The 17,862-nt window shown below is 69.2% G+C and carries 15 protein-coding genes; 10 read left to right on the forward strand and 5 right to left on the reverse strand.

All coding sequences use genetic code 11. The features are described from left to right. Positions 1-90: 90 nt before the first annotated feature. Positions 91-723, forward strand: a complete 633-nt coding sequence (locus EV137_RS33015; protein WP_134132077.1) for a LysE family translocator — start codon at positions 91-93, stop codon at positions 721-723. On the opposite strand, the gene EV137_RS33020 is transcribed toward EV137_RS33015, so the two are convergent. Further along, positions 720-1,292: an NADPH-dependent F420 reductase gene (locus tag EV137_RS33020; protein ID WP_134005360.1), complete on the reverse strand. Its 573-nt coding sequence runs from the start codon at positions 1,290-1,292 to the stop codon at positions 720-722. The genes EV137_RS33015 and EV137_RS33020 overlap by 4 nt on opposite strands. Before the next feature lie 84 nt (positions 1,293-1,376). Between EV137_RS33020 and EV137_RS33025 the strand changes: the two genes are divergently transcribed. Continuing rightward, complete coding sequence (locus EV137_RS33025; protein ID WP_202871254.1) at positions 1,377-1,859, forward strand: MarR family winged helix-turn-helix transcriptional regulator; 483 nt, start codon at positions 1,377-1,379, stop codon at positions 1,857-1,859. 42 nt (positions 1,860-1,901) lie between these two features. Here the strand turns inward: EV137_RS33025 and EV137_RS33030 are convergent, their stop codons facing one another. Further along, positions 1,902-2,342, reverse strand: coding sequence for an SRPBCC family protein (locus tag EV137_RS33030; RefSeq protein WP_134132078.1), 441 nt, complete (start codon positions 2,340-2,342; stop codon positions 1,902-1,904). A gap of 70 nt (positions 2,343-2,412) precedes the next feature. Between EV137_RS33030 and EV137_RS33035 the strand changes: the two genes are divergently transcribed. Genes EV137_RS33035 through EV137_RS33045 form a run of 3 tightly spaced genes read left to right on the forward strand, consistent with a single transcriptional unit; the run spans position 2,413 to position 7,379 of the window. Next, positions 2,413-2,949, forward strand: coding sequence for a hypothetical protein (locus EV137_RS33035; RefSeq protein WP_134132079.1), 537 nt, complete (start codon positions 2,413-2,415; stop codon positions 2,947-2,949). A gap of 24 nt (positions 2,950-2,973) precedes the next feature. Beyond that, a complete protein-coding gene (locus tag EV137_RS33040) occupies positions 2,974-6,264 on the forward strand; it encodes a LodA/GoxA family CTQ-dependent oxidase (protein ID WP_134132080.1) in 3,291 nt (1,096 codons plus the stop codon). Next, the gene (locus EV137_RS33045; RefSeq protein ID WP_134132081.1) at positions 6,240-7,379 is read left to right on the forward strand and encodes an NAD(P)/FAD-dependent oxidoreductase; all 1,140 of its coding nucleotides are present in this window, start codon (positions 6,240-6,242) and stop codon (positions 7,377-7,379) included. The genes EV137_RS33040 and EV137_RS33045 overlap by 25 nt, the downstream gene beginning before the upstream one ends. A gap of 3 nt (positions 7,380-7,382) precedes the next feature. Here the strand turns inward: EV137_RS33045 and EV137_RS33050 are convergent, their stop codons facing one another. Further along, positions 7,383-7,961, reverse strand: coding sequence for a dihydrofolate reductase family protein (locus EV137_RS33050; protein WP_134132082.1), 579 nt, complete (start codon positions 7,959-7,961; stop codon positions 7,383-7,385). A gap of 93 nt (positions 7,962-8,054) precedes the next feature. Beyond that, positions 8,055-11,486: an error-prone DNA polymerase gene (locus EV137_RS33055; RefSeq protein ID WP_134132083.1), complete on the reverse strand. Its 3,432-nt coding sequence runs from the start codon at positions 11,484-11,486 to the stop codon at positions 8,055-8,057. A gap of 103 nt (positions 11,487-11,589) precedes the next feature. Here EV137_RS33055 and EV137_RS33060 point away from each other — a divergent pair, with 103 nt between their 5' ends. The 5 genes from EV137_RS33060 to EV137_RS33080 all read left to right on the forward strand — a co-directional run bounded on the left by EV137_RS33060 (position 11,590) and on the right by EV137_RS33080 (position 15,745). Further along, positions 11,590-13,200, forward strand: coding sequence for a helix-turn-helix transcriptional regulator (locus tag EV137_RS33060; RefSeq protein WP_134132084.1), 1,611 nt, complete (start codon positions 11,590-11,592; stop codon positions 13,198-13,200). Between the two features lie 118 nt (positions 13,201-13,318). After that, positions 13,319-14,158 (forward strand): alpha/beta fold hydrolase, encoded by an 840-nt coding sequence (locus EV137_RS33065; RefSeq protein ID WP_134132085.1) that lies wholly within the window; start codon positions 13,319-13,321, stop codon positions 14,156-14,158. A 188-nt stretch (positions 14,159-14,346) separates the two neighbouring features. Beyond that, positions 14,347-15,102 carry a GNAT family N-acetyltransferase gene (locus EV137_RS33070; RefSeq protein WP_134132086.1) on the forward strand — a complete coding sequence of 252 codons (756 nt, stop codon included), beginning with the start codon at positions 14,347-14,349 and terminating at the stop codon, positions 15,100-15,102. Between the two features lie 2 nt (positions 15,103-15,104). Further along, complete coding sequence (infA, locus tag EV137_RS33075; protein WP_133787024.1) at positions 15,105-15,329, forward strand: translation initiation factor IF-1; 225 nt, start codon at positions 15,105-15,107, stop codon at positions 15,327-15,329. 80 nt (positions 15,330-15,409) lie between these two features. Next, on the forward strand, positions 15,410-15,745 hold the full coding sequence (locus tag EV137_RS33080; protein ID WP_134132087.1) for a hypothetical protein: 336 nt from the start codon (positions 15,410-15,412) through the stop codon (positions 15,743-15,745). Here the strand turns inward: EV137_RS33080 and EV137_RS33085 are convergent. Then, positions 15,742-17,862, reverse strand: coding sequence for a transglycosylase domain-containing protein (locus tag EV137_RS33085; RefSeq protein ID WP_134132088.1), 2,121 nt, complete (start codon positions 17,860-17,862; stop codon positions 15,742-15,744). The genes EV137_RS33080 and EV137_RS33085 overlap by 4 nt on opposite strands.

Consider the following 17,862-nt stretch of genomic DNA (forward strand, 5'->3'; position numbering starts at 1 on the left):
AGGGAACCGACGCAATGGGTAAGCGCTTGCCAGCATGTGGTCAGGTGAGACGACGGCATCCCGCAGCGCGAGCGGTGCGAGGATCGGGGTATGCCGATCGACCTGCACCTTCTGCTCGCGTTTCTGCTGACCACGACCGTCGCGATGATCACGCCCGGACCGGACATGCTGTTCATCCTCGGCTGCGGGATGCGCAGTGGTCCGCGGGCCGGTCTGCTCGCGACCGCCGGGGTGGCGACGAGTGAGGCTGTGCACGTCGCGGTGGCCGCGGCCGGGTTGGCCGCGTTGTTCGCGGCGGTGCCGGTCGCGTTCACCGCGGTGCGGATCGTCGGTGCGGCGTACCTGGTCTATCTCGGCGTACAGATGATCCGGCACCGCAACGACGCCGTCGACGACGGGCCGGCCGGCGACGCCGCGATGTCCGGACGGAAGGCGTACCTGACCGGGCTGACCACGAACCTGCTGAACCCGAAGATGGTCACGTTCACGATCGCGTTCCTGCCGCAGTTCGTGGTGCCGTCCCACGGGCAGGTGTGGCTGCAGTTCGCGGTGCTCGGCGCGATCCTGATCGTGCTGGAGTTCCTGGTCGACGGGACGGTCGGCCTGCTGGCCGGGCGGATCGGGAACTGGCTGCGCACCCGCCGTACCGCCCGGCGCCGGATCGACACCGCCACCGGCGGCATCTTCATCGGACTCGGCGTCCGCCTCGCCCTCCTGCGCTAAACGAGGTTGAAACCGCCGGTCCAGGATGCCTTCTCGCCGACGGCGAGGGTGAGCTGAAGGAAGCCGGCCGCTTCGAGCTCGCGGGCGCGCTTCAGGGCACCGGCGTCGACCGCCTTCAGGCCACCGGCGGAGACGATCCCGGCCAGCTGCGCCTTGGCGTCCGCGTCATCACCCGCGATCAGAACGGTCGTCGGCGCCTCGCCGGCCTTCCCGGTCGCGACGGTCGCTGCGAAGTTGGTGTTGAACGCCTTCAGCACCGTGGAGTACGGGAGCCGCGTGGCGAGCTCGGCGGCCGCGGAGCCGTCCGCGGGGACCACCAGCGAGTCGAAGGTCTCGAAGTTCAGCGGGTTGCTGATGTCGACGACAACCTTGCCGGCCAGCTGGTCGGCGCGGTCGGCGAGCACCTGGTCATACGCCGGGTACGGCGTCGCGAGGATCACGACGTCGCCGGTGACCGGCTTGTCCTTGTCGGTGGAGTTGAACAGCTCGACGGTGTTGCCGCCCTTGGCGACGACGGCCGCGATCGCCTGTCCCATGTTCCCGCTGCCGATGATGCTGACGTGCGCCATACTCACTCCTTTTGGTTGTACCTTCAACCATCACGATAGCGCAGAATAGTTGTAGCTACAACCATGTGTGGCAGAATGTTTTCCGTGAGCACACGGTGGCTGGACGACGCGGAGATGACGGCCTGGGTGCGGCTGGCCGCCGTACTCGAGCTCCTGCCCGGTGTCCTCGACTCGCAGCTGCGACGGGACGCCGGGCTGACGCACTACGAGTACTACGTGATGGCGATGCTGTCCGAGGCGCCGAAGCGGACGCTGCGGATGACCGCGCTGGCGCAGCGGACGAATGCCACGCTCCCCCGGCTGTCGCATGTGGTGAAGCGCCTCGAGGACCGCGGCATCGTCGAGCGGTTCCCCTGCCCGGAGGACGCCCGCGCCACCAACGCGCGACTGACCGCGGCCGGCTGGAAGAAGATCCGCGCGACCGCACCCGGCCATGTCGAGACGGTCCGGCAGCATGTGGTCGACGTACTGACGCCCGAGCAGATCGCCCAGCTCGCCGACATCACCGGCGCGATCCTCGAGTCGGTCGACCCCGAGGGCAACCTCAGCGCTGTGTATCGCCGCTGAGGTCGAGCAGCACCGTCGACGCGACCGCGCGGTCGGTCACAATCACGTCGCCTCGAGAAGGTCCTTCAACCGGCCGAGGTCCTTGTTGTTCGCCCGCCGCATCGCCGCCGCCATCAACGGCCCCGCGACTCCGGCGAACCCGCTCGGCTCACCGCGGTTCCGCAGCGTCATCCGGGTCGCCGCCTCCCCCACCGGCGACCACTCGTAGCTGGTCTCCATCGGGAACGGTCCCTGCGCCGTCCGCATCACCAGCCGCCGGCCCGGGACCAGTTCGACCACGTCATAGGTGTAGGCCAGCCGCCGCCCCAGAAAATGCGCGACGAAGTCCATCCGCGACCCCACCTCGACGGGCGGGTCTGTCTGCCACACCACCGACTCGATGTTCGCGTACCACTGCGGCGCGTTGGACGGATCCCCGACGTACTCCGCCACCGCCTCCACCGGCCGCTCGATCACGATCTCGGTCAGTACGTCGACTGTCATGGCTCCTCCTGGATTCGAATGTATCGCCGCGGCCGCGGACGACTCCGTCCGAGTAAGGGGAGGAACTGTCATGAGCAACACACTCGGGCCACAGCGGAAGCGGACCACCGCCGTACGGCGGAACACACGGCGCGCGATCGTCACCATCAACATCACCGAGGCCGTCGTCGCCCTGCCGTGTCTTGTCGCGGCATACGGCCTTGCCGAGCGACTCGTCGCGGTCCAGGAGACCGCCGGACCGCACCACGTCGCGAGCCAGTCGGTCGCGCACCTCGCGATCACGCTGAACATGAGTCTGCTGATCGTCGGCGCCGCCGCCGGGGCGGTCGGCAGCGTGATCCAGCAGAGTATGGCGTTCGCTCGCAACGCCGCGCCGGATCATCCGGCCGCGTGGTACGTCATGCGGCCGCTCTGGTCGGCCCTGCTCGGCTCGGTGTCGGTCATCGCCGTCAACACCGGTCTGCTCAGCATCGGCGACGACAGCACATCCAGCGCCGCGATCGCCGTACTCGTGCTGACCGGCTGCCTGGCCGGCCTGTTCACCGATCAGGTCCTGCGCCGCCTCCGCCGCATGCTCGACCGCGGCGCCCGGACCAGAACCAGCTAGCGCACTGACTCAGGGGGAGAACGAATGGCCACGACCTACAAGATCCATCCGGCGATCGGCATCGCCCGGGTCGGCAACAGCCCGGACGAGTTCTTCGTCGGACCGGAGCACCTCGGCGAGCGACCGGAACCACCGGGCGGATTCAAGGACGCCCAGTGCCGCGTCAAACGGCAGGCGGCACGCTTCCGGATCTTCGCGCACCACGACGACGGCAGCGTGGACGAGATCGACGACGCCTCCGCCGAGATCTCGTGGACCGTTCACCTGGTGAACGCCAAGGCCGCGCACCCGAACCGCGGCAACAGCGAGCCGATCGGTCAGCTAGCGATCGACCCGGGCCCACGAACCCTGACCGGGCCCGACCAGCGGGAGCTCTTCGACACAGGCACGATCGACTTCTCCGGACAGCCGTCGGTGACCGTACCGCTCGGCGAGATCCGCAGCGACGACGACAACCACCTGCTCGTCCTCGGCGGGCACGGCGCCGCCGCGTCCCCGGCCGGCAATGTGATCGGCAGCTTCTGGGGAAACGCCGGCTGGTACGACGACGTGTCGGACGGACCCGTGACGGCGACGATCACCTTGCGCTCAGACAACTCGACACCACCGGTCGAGGGCGCCTGGGCGATCGTCGCGCCGCCGAAGTTCGCCCCGCACCAGGACAATGTGACCACGCTCTACGACCGGGTCCTGCAGCACATGATCGACCTCGGACTCGTGCCGGCGCCGACCACGACGTCGTACACGAACGACGTCTATCCGATCCTGCAGCGCGCCCGCGACATGCGCTGGGTGGAAGGGATCTTCGGCGCGCACAGCTGGCCGGATCCGGTGACGTCGCAGCCGCTCGTCGACGCGATCTTCGCGCGGCTGCGACCGCCCGGCGACATGCCCAGGCTCAACGGCGGCGACTCCGCGCTGACGCCGACCCAGTACGCACACATGCAGCGGTGGCAGGCCGGCAACTACGCCGCGGACTGGACCGGCGTACCGGCGCCGCAGACCGACCTGACCCCGGACGGTATGGATCGCGCGGCCCTCGAGGCCTGTGTCGGCGGCGCGTTCTTCCCCGGCATCGAGGCCGGCGGGCTGTCCGCGGGCGACCGGCCGATCATCGAGACGTCGTACGCCGCGGCGTTCCGGATCTCGTCCACCGCCGGCACGATCAGCCAGGCGATGGCGCTGCCGTGGCACGCCGACTTCAAGGCGTGCGGTGACAACTGGTGGCCGGTGCCGCGACCGAACGACGTGATCGCGCAGGACACCGGCAGCCAGGCCCGCTGGGATCGTGACGTCACGAGCATGGACGACATGGTGACGCTGTGGCACACCCTCGGGTTCGTCGTCGAGCAAGGGGCCGAGCACGTCGAGGTCGAGCACTGCGACGAGTCGTCCATCACGCTGCTCACGCCGGAGTTGCGTTTCATCGACGTACCGCAGGGGCCGATGGGCATGGTGCGCGAGGCCGCACTGGCGATCAGCTTCGAGGTGCTGTCGCCCGGATCCGCCGTCACGCTCGACTACGCGCCCGGAGGTGCGCCGGCGCATCCCCAGTTGGTCGCCGCCACTACTTCGGTCACGGTCGGACCGACCGCGCCCAACGGTGTGGCGACCGCTCGGCTGTGGGTCGTGTACAGGACCGGCGTGGCGCCGTCCTCCATCCCGCCGCAGGTACTCACGGTCCGCGAAGCCGCGTCCGGTCAGACCTGGGACGTGACTGTCACCGGCAACACCGTTGCGCGCAAGACGGCAGCCACCGCACTGGTGCTCGACCGCTCGGGCAGCATGACTGAGGACCGCGGCGACGGCCAGAGCAAACACGTGGCACTACAGCAGGCCGCGAACATCTTCGTCGACCTGATGCTCGAAGGCGACGGCGTCGGCATCGTCCGCTACAACGAGGACGCGCAGCCGTTGCAGTCCGTTCTCGAGCTCGGCGCGGGCGGGCTGTCCGATCTGAACCGCAACGCGACCCACGACACGATCAACGGCACCGGCCTCGATCCGCAGGGCGCGACCTCCATCGGCGACGGCATCTTCGAGGGCCGCGCGCTGCTCGACGCGGCACCGCCGTACGACGTGAAATCGCTGGTCGTGCTCACCGACGGCATCGAGAACAGTCCACGCCTGATCTCCGACGTCGCCGCGCAGATCAACGAGCGCACGTACACCGTCGGGCTCGGGCAGCCGCAGAACATCAGCGTGCCCGCCTTGCAGACGATCTCCGGCAACAACGGCGGGTACCTGCTGGTGACCGGCGCGATCACCACCGACAACAGGTTCCTGTTGCAGAAGTACTTCCTGCAGGTGCTGGCGGGGATCAGCAACGCCGAGGTGGTGCTCGACCCGGACGGCGAGCTGAGTGCCGGTGCGGTGCACCGCATCCCGTTCCAGCTCTCCGACGGGGACTCGGGTGTGGACGTCGTACTGCTGACACCACGTCCGGAGGCCGTCGACTTCCGGCTCCAGACGCCGAACGGTCTGCTGATCGAACCATGGCGGGCGCAGGCGGAGCCGGCGATGCGGTACGTGACCGGCGACGGCGTCGCGTACTACCGGATCACGCTGCCCGTCCAGCTCCGGCCGAGCCGTTTCGACCAGGCCGGGACCTGGCACGCGTTACTGACGATCGGGCGACCGCATACCGGGAGGACCCCTGATGACTCCGATGGCGTCGACCTGTCGATCCTCCGCGGCCGCGCCAACCAGCCGGTGCGATCGGCTCCACCCGCGCGGCGCCCGTTCGAGTTCGAGCGCGCCTTCGCCGTCGCGAACGAGCCGATCGAGGGTGAGCAGCCCGGGCGGCGTGGTCTTCCGTACAGCCTGGTGGTGCACTCCTACTCGAACGTGTCGCTGCGCGCCACGGCCGACCAGCGATCCTTCGAGCCCGGCGCCTTGGTGACGATCAACGCGACGCTCACACAGTCCGGCGTACCGGTCGACGGCGAGCCTTCTGTGTGGGCCGACGTGACGCGCCCTGACGGATCGCCGGCAACGCTCGTTCTGGATCAGGTTGCGGCCGGTGAGTTCGCGGCAAGCTTCGGTACGGCGTTGCCTGGTGTCTACCGGATCCGCGTGCGCGCTCGCGGACGTACTCGCGTGGGACGGCCGTTCACCCGGGAACGTACGCTCACGGCGGCGGTGTGGCGGGGCGGCGACACCCCACCGACTACTCCTGGCGGTGATGCGTTCTGCGAGTGGTTGTCGTGCCTGTTCAAGGACGGGGTCATCGACGAGAAGCTGATCGAGCGGCTGCGGCGGCTCGGGTTCGACCTCGACGCGCTCCGCAAGTGCCTGCGCGGTTGCGGCTGCTGACCATGCTCGACGTGGTCGACATGGTCACGGCGTATGACGTCGTTGTCGCCGGCGGAGGTCCCGCCGGCGCAGCGACCGCCTTGCGGCTGGCTGGTTCTGGGTTCTCCGTCGCGTTGCTGGAACGCAGTCGCTTCGACCGGCCGCGCGTCGGCGAAACGCTTGCCCCGAGCATCCAGCCGCTGTTGCAGGGCCTCGGGGTCTGGGAGCGGTTTGTTGCCTTGGGCCCCTTGCCATCGTGGGGCACGCGGAGCATCTGGAGCAGCACGGCACCTGCTGCGCATTCGCATCTCGAAACTGGTTACGGCAGCGGCTGGCATGTTGATCGCCGGTTGTTCGACCGGATGCTGTGCGACGCGGCAGCCGCAGCCGGAACATCAGTGTCCCTCGGCACGTCCCTCATCGACTGCCGGTACGACGGCAGGTGGCAACTCACCTGCTCCAACGGCCACCGCCTGACTGCGCGAGTCCTGATCGACGCGACCGGCCGCTCGGCCACCATCGGGCGGTCGCTCGGCGCGCGGCGGATCGCCTTCGACCGCCTGGTCGGGATCACCGCTCAATGGAGCGGCGTGGATGTCTCAGCCGAGCAGTACCTGCTGATCGAGTCGGTCCCCGACGGCTGGTGGTACACGGCGCCGCTTCCCGGGCACGTGATGGTCGGCATGCTCATGACCGACGCCGACATCTGCCGCCACCACAACCTCGCCGCTTCAGCGCCCTGGCGCAACCACCTCGAATCCACCACAGCAACCGCACTCCGCGTCGACAGCGCAACATGCTTGCCGACCACGCCGCGGGTGTACTCGGCTGCCAGTCATCGGCTCGTCCGGCCCGGTGACATCCGCCCCTGGCTCGCAGTCGGTGACGCCGCCCTCGCCGTCGACCCCATCTCAGGCAGCGGCGTACCCCGAGCCCTCCGCACCGCCGAAGCCGCCGCAACAACAGCCGCCCGCCTACTGACCCACCCCGCCGACGCGATCCCCCTCACCACCTACGAGTCCACCCGAAACACCGAGTGCACCACCTACCTCTCCACCCGAGCCGACTACTACGCCATAGCCCTCCCCCACCCAACCCCCTTCTGGACCCGCCGACAACTCACAGCCGCGTCCTGACCCTCAACCGTGCAGCGTGGGGTGGTAGACGAGTTCCTGGGTGTTGCCGTCGAGGGTGCGGGTCTCGAGCAGTTCGAGGTCGAAGTCGGCCGCTCCTCCGAAGATCGGATCGGCCCCGGTCTGTCCGGTGATCACCGGGAACACCGTCACCTGCACGCGATCGACCAGGCCGGCGGCCATCAGCGCCCGGTTCAACGACAAGCTGCCGTGCGACCGCAACGGCACGTCGGACTCTTCCTTCAACCGGGCAACGATCTCGACAACGTCACCGCTCACCACCGTCGCGTCCGGCCAATCGAGCGGCTCCCGCAACGTGCTCGACACGACCGTCGCCGGCAACTCTCGCATCCGCATGACCCACGCATCCCGAACCTCGTCACCCTCGGCGCTCGCTACCAGCATCTCCGCATGCGCCCGATACGTGGTGGCGCCGAACACCATCCGCGCATCTCCGCCGTACAAAGCCAGCCGCCGCTCGAGAAACTCCGGCCCCTGCTTCCCCCAATACCCACCCCAGTCCCCAGTGTGCGCCCCGAACCCGTCAAGACTGGAAAAGACATCGAACGTATAGGTAGCAGTCATCACGCTCTCCTCAGGTACGCCGGCCGCTCTCGTCAGCAGCCGCTCACCCCTACCACGAACTCCCCACACCCGATCCGACACCGATGCGCTCGGTCAGCGGAAGTCGCGGGATTTGGTGCGGGCGGCCAGGGGGAGGCGTTGGAGGTGGTCGGCGGAGAGGTTGGTTACTTCGCCGGCGCGTTCTACGCGGCCGCGGATGATCATGGCGGCGGCGTTGCGGGCCACGGCGGCGTGGCGGTGCCAGCAGCCGACGGTGATGACGATGTTCGCCATGCCGGTCTCGTCCTCGAGGTTCATGAACGTGACGCCGGAGGCGGTCGCGGGGCGTTGGCGGTGGGTGACCACGCCGGCGACCCGGACGCGGGCGCCGTTCGGGGCCGCCTTCAACTCGGCCGCCGACAGGATGCCGTCGGCGCGGAGCCGGTCGCGGACCCGTTGCATCGGATGGCTCTCGGTGGTGATCGAGGTGGACCACAGGTCCGCCATATCGGCCTCGATGTCGCTCATCCCGGGCAGCGTCGGCGGCGGACCGGCCGCGGTGATCCCGGCCAGCTGCCCCGGACGCTCCTCGGCCGCCCGGCCCGCTTCCCACAAGGCCTGCCGCCGGTCGAGCCCGAAGCAGTCGAACGCCCCGGCGGTCGCCAGCGCCTCGACCTGTGCTGCGGTGATCCCGGTACGCCGGACCAGGTCGGCCATCTCGGTGAACGGCCCGCCCCGCTCCCGCTCCTCGACGATCAGCTTCGCGCCCTTCTCCCCCACGGTGCGTACTTCGGACAACCCGAGCCGGACCGCGAACGCACCGTCCCGGCGATGCACCGTGGTGTCGAACGGCGCCTTCGGATCGAACGGGCCTACCAACGGCTGCGGGTCCGCCAAACACTCGTCCATCCCGGTCGGCCCGGTCCGCTCCTGCCCTTCGACCAGCAACTCGAGCCCCGCGTCCACCCCCGAGAGATGCAGGTGCGGACGCCGTACCTCGACGCCGTGCCGGCGGGCGTCGGCGACCAGGGACTGCGGTGAGTAGAACCCCATCGGCTGCGCCCGGAGCAGGGCGGCCAGGAACGCGGCCGGGTAGTGCAGCCGCAGCCACGTGCTGGAGTAGACGAGCAGCGCGAAGCTGATCGAGTGCGACTCGGCGAACCCGAAGTTCGCGAACGCCTCGATCTTGGCGTAGATCTCGTCGGCCAGCTCCCCGGTGATCCCGTTGCCCGCCATCCCGGCGTACAGCTTGTCCTTCAGCGACGAGATCTTCTCGATCCCGCGTTTGGAGCCCATCGCGCGGCGCAGCAGATCGGCCTCGTCGCCGTCGATCTCGCCGACCGCCATCGCCATCTGCATCAGCTGCTCCTGGAACAGCGGCACGCCCATGGTCCGCTCCAGCACCGGTTCCAGCTTGGGATGCAGGTAGGTGATCGGCTCCTCGCCGGTCCGGCGGCGGATGTACGGATGCACGGCGCCGCCCTGGATCGGGCCGGGCCGGATCAGCGCGATCTCGGTGACCAGGTCGTAGAACCGCCGCGGTTTCAGCCGCGGCAGGGTCGCCATCTGCGCCCGGGACTCCACCTGGAACACGCCCACCGAGTCCGCGTGGCAGAGCTGGTCGTAGACCCCGGCCTCCTCCCGCGGGATCGTGTGCAGCTCCCACGACTCCCCGAGTTGCTCGCGGACCATGTCCAGGCAGTACTGCAGCGCGGCCAGCATGCCGAGTCCAAGCAGATCGAACTTCACCAGCCCCATCCACGCGCAGTCGTCCTTGTCCCACTGCAGGACCGTGCGCTTGTCCATCCGGGCGTGCTCGATCGGCACCACCTCGCCGACCGGACGCTCGGTCAGCACCATCCCGCCGGAGTGGATCCCCAGGTGCCGCGGGAACTTCAGCAGCTCGGTCGCCATCCCCACAACCTGCGGCGGGATGTCGTGCTCGGTCGAGGTGATCTCCGGGCTCCAGCCGTCCACCTGTTTCGACCACGCATCCTGCTGACCGACGGAGTACCCGAGGGCCTTGGCCATGTCCCGGACGGCGGACTTCGGGCGGTAGGAGATCACGTTCGCCACCTGGGCCGCGTTGTGCCGGCCGTATTTCTCGTAGACGTGCTGGATCACCTCCTCGCGGCGTCCGGAGTCGAAGTCGACATCGATGTCCGGCTCCTCGGCGCGCGTGGTGGCCAGGAACCGCTCGAACGGAAGGTTGTAGAGGATGCTGTCCACCGCGGTGATCCCGAGCGCGTAGCAGACCGCGGAGTTCGCCGCCGATCCCCTGCCCTGACAGAGGATCCCGTTGTCGTGCGCGAACTTCACGATGTCGTGCACGATCAGGAAGTACCCCGGGAAGCCCTTCTCCTCGATGACGTCGAGCTCCCGCTCCAGCCGCTCGTACGCATCCGGGCGCGCCGCGCGCGTCCCGTACCGCCGGGCAGCGCCATCGAAGGTCAGATGCCGCAACCACGACATCGGGGTGTGACCGTCGGGCACGTCGCGCAGCGGCAGCTTCGGTTTCGCCCGGGCGAGGTCGAACGCGAGCTGGTCCGCCAGCGTCACCGAGCGCGCCACCGCCCCGTCGTACCGCTGGAAGCGGGCGGTCATCTCCGCGCCGGAGCGCACGAACGCCATCCCGCTCGACGGCAGCCAGCCGTCCATCGCGTCCAGGTCGCGACGGGCCCGTACGGCGGCCAGCGCGGCAGCCAGCTTGTGCTGGGCCGGGGTCGCGTAATGAACGTTGTTCGTGGCAACTACCGGGAGGCCGCGGTCGGCGGCCAGACCGGCCAGGACGCGGTTCCGTGTGGTGTCGGCGGGGACGTGATGGTCGATCAGCTCGACAACCACCCGGTCCTTGCCGAACAGTGCGGTCAGCCGGTCCAGCTCGCGTCCGGCCGCCGCCGGGCCGTCGGCATGCCCGCCGAGCTCCAGCGCCTGCCGGACCAGTCCCTTACGGCATCCGGTCAGGATCATCCAGTGGTCACGACCCTTGGCAGCCAACCGCTCCAACGAGTAGACCGGCTTCCCCTTCTCCCCACCGGCCAGCTGCGCCTCGGTGATCTCACCGGCCAGCCTGTGGTACCCCTCCTGCCCCTCGGCCAGCACCAGCAGGTGACTGCCTTCAGGATCCGCCACCCCGTTCTGCGGGCCGGTCAGCCCCAGCGACAGCTCCGCCCCGAACACGGTCGGCAGCGAGTACGCCGCCGCGGCCTCGGCGAACCGGGCCGCGCCGTAGAACCCGTCGTGATCGGTCAGCGCCAGCGCGTGCAGCCCCTGCCGGACGGCGGCCTCGACCAGGTCCTCCGGTTGCGAGGCGCCGTCCAGGAAGGAGAAGTTCGAGTGGACGTGGAGCTCGGCGTACGGCACCGAATGTTCCGGCCTGGCGGCCAGAGTCTTCGAAGGCACATACGGCCCACGATGCTGCGACCACGCAGGGCTGTCCCCGCCGTCGCCCGTGACCGGACGGCCGCCGTGGCTGCCCGGGCGCGAGCGGTCCGACAGCTTGCGCTCCAGCTCCGACCACTTGATCGGCGGATTGTCGTAGCCCATGCGCCACTCCCGAACATCACCTAGAACCATATTAGAACATAAGTTCGACCGGTGCCCAGAACCCCGGGAGGTAGCCTGCTGGTAAGTCGAGGGGACGCGGCGGGTGGACGAGCACACGGACAACCTCACCCTGGCGCGGCAGGCCTGTACGGCAACGGACTGGGCCACCGCCGCGGCGCTCTTCGACGTGGTCGCGACCGAGCGGCTCACCGCGGACGATCTCGCCGCGTACGCCGACGCCGCGTGGTGGCTCGGCCGGATCGAGGACACCCTGCGGTTGAACGCCGCTGCGTGCGACGCCTTCCTGGCCGGCTCCCGGCCGGTCGAGGCCGCATGGACCGCCATGGTGCTGGGCATCTTCCACCTGGGACGCGGCGACGAGCCACAGGGCATGGGCTGGATCGGCCGCGCCGGACGTCTGCTGCAGGGAGTACCCGAATGCAAGGTGCACGGATACCTGCTGCACCTGACGGAGGTGGAGGCGAACCTGCAGGCCGGCCGGCCCGGGGCGGCGGCGGAGGCGGCCCGCCGGACACAGGATCTCGGCCGCTGGCTCGGCCAGCCCGACCTGGTGGCTCTGGGCCTGAACGGCGAAGGCCGCGCCCTGATCAGGTCCGGCCAGGTGGCCGACGGGCTGAAGTTGCTCGACGAGGCGATGGTCACCGTCCTGGACGGCCGGCTCGACCCGTTCGCATCGGGCACCCTCTACTGCCACACCATCGCGACCTGTCACGAGGTCGCCGACATCCGCCGGATGAGCCACTGGATCGGCCTGACCGAGCAGTGGCTGGCCGGCTTCCCCGCCGCCGTCGCGTTCGGAGGCTTGTGCGCGGTGCACCGGGCCCAGCTTCAGTTGCTCCGCGGCGAGTGGGACGAGGCCGAGCGAACCGCGCTGCGGGTCGCGGTGGACCTGGACGTCAACCGGATCGACTACGCCGCGGAGGCCTGGTACGTGGTAGCCGAGGTACGCCGGCTGCGTGGCGACCCGAGCGCCGCCGATGCGTACGACGAGGCACATGCCCGCGGGCGGGACCCGCAGCCGGGACGTGCGCTGTTGCAACTCCGGAAGAACCAGCCTGTGGCCGCCGCGACGGCGGTTCGCTCGGCCGTGGCCGCAGCCGGCCCCGACCCGTTGCGCCGGGCCCCGCTCTGGTCTGCCGCGGTCGAGATCGCGATCGCCGCGGGCCGGCTGGACGATGCGTCGGACGCAGCCTCGGAGCTGGCAGCGACGGCATCGAGGTACGCCACGTCGGGGCTCGAGGCGATGGCAGCAACGGCACACGGCACGGTGCTGCTGGCCCAGGATCGCGCTGAGGAGGCACTTCCCGTACTTCGCGACGCGTGCCGGCGCTGGCACGAACTCGGCGCGGCGTACGACGCGGCCGCGATCTGTGTCCGGCTCGCTGTCGCGTATCGGGCGCTCGGCGACGAGACGTCCGCCGCTGCTGAGGTTGCGCGGGCCGAGACGACGTTCGAACGACTGGGAGCCTACCGGCAGCCACCAGGCTCGCCCGACGGGTTGACCGGACGCGAGTGCGACGTGCTGTCACTCGTGGCCGACGGCCGCTCCAACCGGGAGATCGGCCAAGCGCTGCACATCAGCGACCGCACGGTCGCACGGCACCTGACCAACGCCTTCCACAAGATCGGTGTCGCCTCGCGGACGCAGGCCGCGCGCTACGCCATCGACCACGGGCTGACAGCCGGTCGGTGACGCGGCTACGCACAACCGCGTAGACCGCCCGCCGGCAGTTGGTCAATCGCACCGATGCCGGGGCGGCCGCGCGCGCCCTACCGTCTCGGTACACGCACCTGTTCAGGAGGGGATCATCATGACTGACGAGCGGATCCACCGAGCCGTCTCCGCGGACGGCACCGACATCGCCGGACGAGTGCTGGGCCGAGGGCCGGCGCTGGTGCTGGTCCACGGCGGGATCGGTGACGGCGACCTCGCCTGGGAGGCGCTCCTCCCCCACCTCACCGACCGGTTCACCTGCTACCTGCCCAGCACCCGCGGCCGCGGGCTGTCGGGTGACAACCCGAACCACTCGCCCGTGCGCCTGGAGGAGGACGTCGCCGCGTTCGTGGAGAGCATCGGAGAGCCGGTCTGCCTGGTGGGTTGGTCGGGCAGCGGAGCATGGGTGCTCGGCGCGGCCGCACGCAGCGGATCCGTGGCGGCCGTCGCCGCCCACGAGCCCGCCGTGATGTCGGTGATGCGAGACGAAGACCGCGCCCGGACGTTCGCCGCCCTGGCGACAATGGGTACGGCGACCGCGCAAGGGCGGTTCGTGGACGCGATGCGCGCGTTCGCCCCGTGGATCTGCACCGACGAGGAGGTCGCCGCCTTGCAGGAGAGGAACTTCTTCGTGCGATGGGCAGGCTGCACCCCGGCGATGTTCCGGTTCATCCAGGCCGACGCGGCCTACGGGGGACCCCGATCCACCGACCCCGCGGCGCTCAGGACGATCGGCGTACCGGTCCTGCTCCTCCGGGGCCGGCAGACCCTGCTCGACAGTTGGTTCACCGACGCGGCACGGTACATCGCCCAGTACGTCACCGACGTACACATCCGTGAACTACCGGACGTCGGCCACTTCGCCCCACTGGTCGCCCCGGGCCCTCTCGCTGACGAACTGATCTCCTTCTTCGAATCGGCCCGGCAACCAGTCTGAAGTAAATGGCTGGCCGGTGTGGTGAGCGGGTTGGTACCGTGCCGTGGTCCGTGACATTCGCACGTGGAGGTGATGCCCCGATGAACGCTGCAGCGCAGTGGGTGCTCCCCTTCCCGTGGTCACGGGCGGGCGATTGACGTAGGTGTCGCCGGGAGCGCCTCGAGAAGCACTCCCGAAAGGAAACACCTATGCACACTTCGCCTTTCACGATCTCTCGCGTCGCCGGCAACCAATGGCACGCGATCGAGAACGACCTGGTCGTCGGCCGCGGTCACGCGACGCGGCGCCTCGACGGCCGGACCTTCCTCAGCATCGACACCTGGCGCGACACCGTCTTCAACCGGCTCGCCGCCGCCATGGTGGCTGACCAACCGCAGTACACCGTGGTCGACGAGACGGACCACGACCTCCTGACCAATTGGGTACTCGCGGGATTCACGACATCACGCCGCGAAGCGGAGTTCGTCGTACCCACCGGCCCTTCCCGAGCGACCGTGCCATCGGGGGTGGTCATCACGACCGCCGACGAGGCTCCGCTGCGTGAGTTGGACCAGGCGATTCGCGACGAGGTCGAGGCAGGAGCCGGCTGGCAGACGATGCCCGCAGAGGTGCTGCCCTGGCAAGGCGGGACGAGGCCGATCGACCCGTCGAACTACACGGTCGCGGTGCGGGACGGTCGGTACGTCGGACTGGTCCGGGTAGCCACGATGACCCGGCGCCCGCGCATCGGGCTCGTCGCCGTACGGGCGGCCGAGCAACGGCGCGGTATCGCCCGGGCATTACTCGATCACGTGCTGGACGGTCTGCACAGCTGGGGATTCGAAGCCGCCACCGCGGAGGTCGACGAAACCAACACGGCGGCGCTGGCGCTGTTCGAGGGGCTGGGCGCGCGCCGTACGGGCTGTAGCCTGGAACTGGTCCGCCGGCCGGGACAGGCGGCCTGACGATGCCCAGAACAGCAGGCGGCATCGAGGTCGAGGGCACCGTCGTCGAGTGCCTCCGGAACGCCAACTTCCGGGTCGAGCTCGCCAACGGGCACAAGGTCCTCGCCCATATCAGCGGAAAGATCCGGAAGAACTACATCAAGATCCTCCCCGAGGACCGCGTCCTCGTGGAGCTCAGCCCCTACGACCTGACCCGGGGCCGGATCATCTTCCGGTACCGCAACTGACGGCACTGTCGCCCATCGCACACACCTCCCGCTCGGATCAAGACTAGAACATGTGTTCGATGAAGCGGTAATCTGAAAACATGCTTGGTCGGTTCACGGTTCGGCCGTCCGACGACGGATCCAACAGGTTCGGCGTCTGGGACGGTGCGGTCAACGGGTGGCGTGCAACAGGTATCGACGACGAGGCGCAGGCGCGGGAGCTCGCCGCCGATCTCGACGTGCAGTACGACGCCCACGGTCCCCGCGCGGCGGACGCCGTACGGCACGTCGATCCCGCGCAGCCGGTGCAGCGGGCGACCTGGTCGACCGGCGAGCTGGACGTCTGGATCCGCGACAAGGGGGTCTGGCTGGGGCGGTTCCGTGACCAGGACGGGCAGATCACCTGGGTCCCGGGATCGGACCTCAGACCCCTTTAGCGCGGTTTCGGCTTGGGTCTGGGTTTCTTCCCGGGCTCGGCCGGCTTCGGGTTCGGGTCGCCGATCAGCCTCTTCGGCGGCGCGACGAACCGTTCGACCGGGAGACCGCGGAGGGCGCCCTGCATCGCGGTCTGCCAGAGCGGGCCGGCGGTGCCGGAGCCGGTCGGGTCGGCGATGTCCCTGCCGTTCAGCGTGTGCCGGTACATCAGGTTGGTGTACGGCAGGTTCGCGTCCGCGACCACCGCGGCGGCGGCCAGGTTCGGGGTGTAACCGGCGTACCAGACGGCCAGGTTCTGCTGGATGGTTCCGGTCTTGCCGGCCATGTCGCGGGTGCCGAAGCGCAGCCGTCCGCCGGTCCCGCCCGGCATCATGACCGCGCTCAGCACCCGGTTCACGCCGTCCGCGACCGCCCGCGGGAGGACCTGCTTGCAGTTGATCCCGGGACCGGGGATCGGATGCCCCGCCTTGTCCCGGACCGACGTCACGACCAGCGTCTCGCAGTACTTCCCGCGCGCCGCGAACGTCGCGTAGGCGTTCGAGAGCATCAGCGGCGTCACGTACCCGACCCCGAGCGTCATCGAGATCACCTGGTCGAGCGGCTCGCCGGTCTGGCCGTTGTACATCCCGAGCTTGGCCGCGATCGTCGCGATCGAGCACAGCCCGGTCCGCTCCGACAGCTGCAGGAAGTACGTGTTCGTGGAGTACCGCGCGGCCTCGACCATCGTCAGGTTCCCGCTGCGCGTCGAGTTCTTCGGCCGGTACGTCGGGTCACGCGTCCAGCCCTTGCAGGTCCGGAACTTCTTGTTGCTCAGGTCGATCTGGTCCGGCGAGTTGATCCGGTAGTCCATCGGGATGCCCTTGGACAGCGCTGCCGCGATCGTGAACGCCTTCATCGTCGAGCCGTTCTGGAACCCGCCGTACCCGCCGGCGTACGACTTCTCGACGTTGTAGTTGTAGTTCGTGTGGAACTTCCCGTTGCCGTACGGGCGGCTCTGCACCATCGCCTTCACCAGGCCGGTGCCGGGCTCGACGACGCTGATCGCGGCGATCGCGGAGTCGGTGCGCTTGCTGTGCTTGTCGATCGATGCCTGCGCCGCGGCCTGGATCTTCGGGTCGATCGAGGTTCGGATCAGCAGCCCGCCTGTCTTCAGGTAGTGGTCGCGGTCCTTGACGGTCGCGCCGAGCGCCGGGTTCGCGAGCAGCTTGGAGACCACGTAGTCGCAGTAGAACGGGTACCGCGAGTTGGCGCACCCGTTCGGCACCGGCTCGACCTTCGCCAGGTCGATCACCGGCGTCCGGAGCGCGTGGTTCGCCTGCCCCACCGTGATCACGCCGAGTTCGAGCATCCGCTTGATCACCAGGTCGCGGCGAGCCTTGGCGCGGCCCAGGTCGTTGGTCGGGTCGTAGCCCGACGGGTTCTTCACCAGTCCGGCCAGCAGCGCGGCCTGCGGGAGCGTGAGCTTGTCGGCCGTGGTCCGGAAGTAGTGCTGGGCCGCGGTCTGGACGCCGTACGTGCCGTCGCCGAAGTTCGCCAGGTTCAGGTACCGCTCGAGGATCTCGTCCTTGGACAGCTCGCTCTCGACCCCGATCGCGTACCGCAACTCGGTCAGCTTGCGTTTGTACGAGACTTCGGTCGCCTTCGCCCGCTCGGCCGCGGTCTTCGCCTTTTCGACCAGGCTCATCTTCACGTACTGCTGAGTGATGCTCGACCCGCCCTGCTGCACCTCGCCGCCGCTCTGGTTGCGCACCATCGCCCGCAGCGTGCCCTTCAGGTCGAGCGCGCCGTGCTCGTAGAACCGGGAGTCCTCGATCGCCACGATCGCCTTGCGCATGATCGGGCTGATCGAACTCAGCGGCACCGGCACCCGGTTCTGCTCGTACAGGGTCGCGACCAGCGTGCCGTCCGCCGCCAGGATGCGGGTGCGGACGGCCAGCGGCTCGCTCTCGAACTCCTGCGGCAGACTCTCGACGGTCGTCACGACCTGCTCGGATCCCCGGCCGGCGAAGCCCGCGAACGGGATCGCGAGGCCCGCCGCCAGGGCACCTGACAGCACGCTCACGCCGATGAACAAAATCAACGAGCGAGCTTTACTGCGACCGCCCCTGCCGGTACGCAT

Origin of the sequence: Kribbella pratensis (genome assembly GCF_004366075.1) — a bacterium.
GTDB lineage: Bacteria > Actinomycetota > Actinomycetes > Propionibacteriales > Kribbellaceae > Kribbella > Kribbella pratensis.

What these genes read in the sequence shown, in the direction of transcription:
- EV137_RS33015 (WP_134132077.1), top strand. Translation starts at nt 91, where the DNA reads ATGCCGATCGACCTGCACCTTCTGCTCGCGTTTCTGCTGACCACGACC.
- EV137_RS33020 (WP_134005360.1), bottom strand. Translation starts at nt 1,292, where the DNA reads ATGGCGCACGTCAGCATCATCGGCAGCGGGAACATGGGACAGGCGATC.
- EV137_RS33030 (WP_134132078.1), bottom strand. Translation starts at nt 2,342, where the DNA reads ATGACAGTCGACGTACTGACCGAGATCGTGATCGAGCGGCCGGTGGAG.
- EV137_RS33035 (WP_134132079.1), top strand. Translation starts at nt 2,413, where the DNA reads ATGAGCAACACACTCGGGCCACAGCGGAAGCGGACCACCGCCGTACGG.
- EV137_RS33040 (WP_134132080.1), top strand. Translation starts at nt 2,974, where the DNA reads ATGGCCACGACCTACAAGATCCATCCGGCGATCGGCATCGCCCGGGTC.
- EV137_RS33050 (WP_134132082.1), bottom strand. Translation starts at nt 7,961, where the DNA reads ATGACTGCTACCTATACGTTCGATGTCTTTTCCAGTCTTGACGGGTTC.
- EV137_RS33055 (WP_134132083.1), bottom strand. Translation starts at nt 11,486, where the DNA reads ATGGGCTACGACAATCCGCCGATCAAGTGGTCGGAGCTGGAGCGCAAG.
- EV137_RS33065 (WP_134132085.1), top strand. Translation starts at nt 13,319, where the DNA reads ATGACTGACGAGCGGATCCACCGAGCCGTCTCCGCGGACGGCACCGAC.
- EV137_RS33070 (WP_134132086.1), top strand. Translation starts at nt 14,347, where the DNA reads ATGCACACTTCGCCTTTCACGATCTCTCGCGTCGCCGGCAACCAATGG.
- infA (WP_133787024.1), top strand. Translation starts at nt 15,105, where the DNA reads ATGCCCAGAACAGCAGGCGGCATCGAGGTCGAGGGCACCGTCGTCGAG.
- EV137_RS33080 (WP_134132087.1), top strand. Translation starts at nt 15,410, where the DNA reads ATGCTTGGTCGGTTCACGGTTCGGCCGTCCGACGACGGATCCAACAGG.
- EV137_RS33085 (WP_134132088.1), bottom strand. Translation starts at nt 17,862, where the DNA reads ATGCGTACCGGCAGGGGCGGTCGCAGTAAAGCTCGCTCGTTGATTTTG.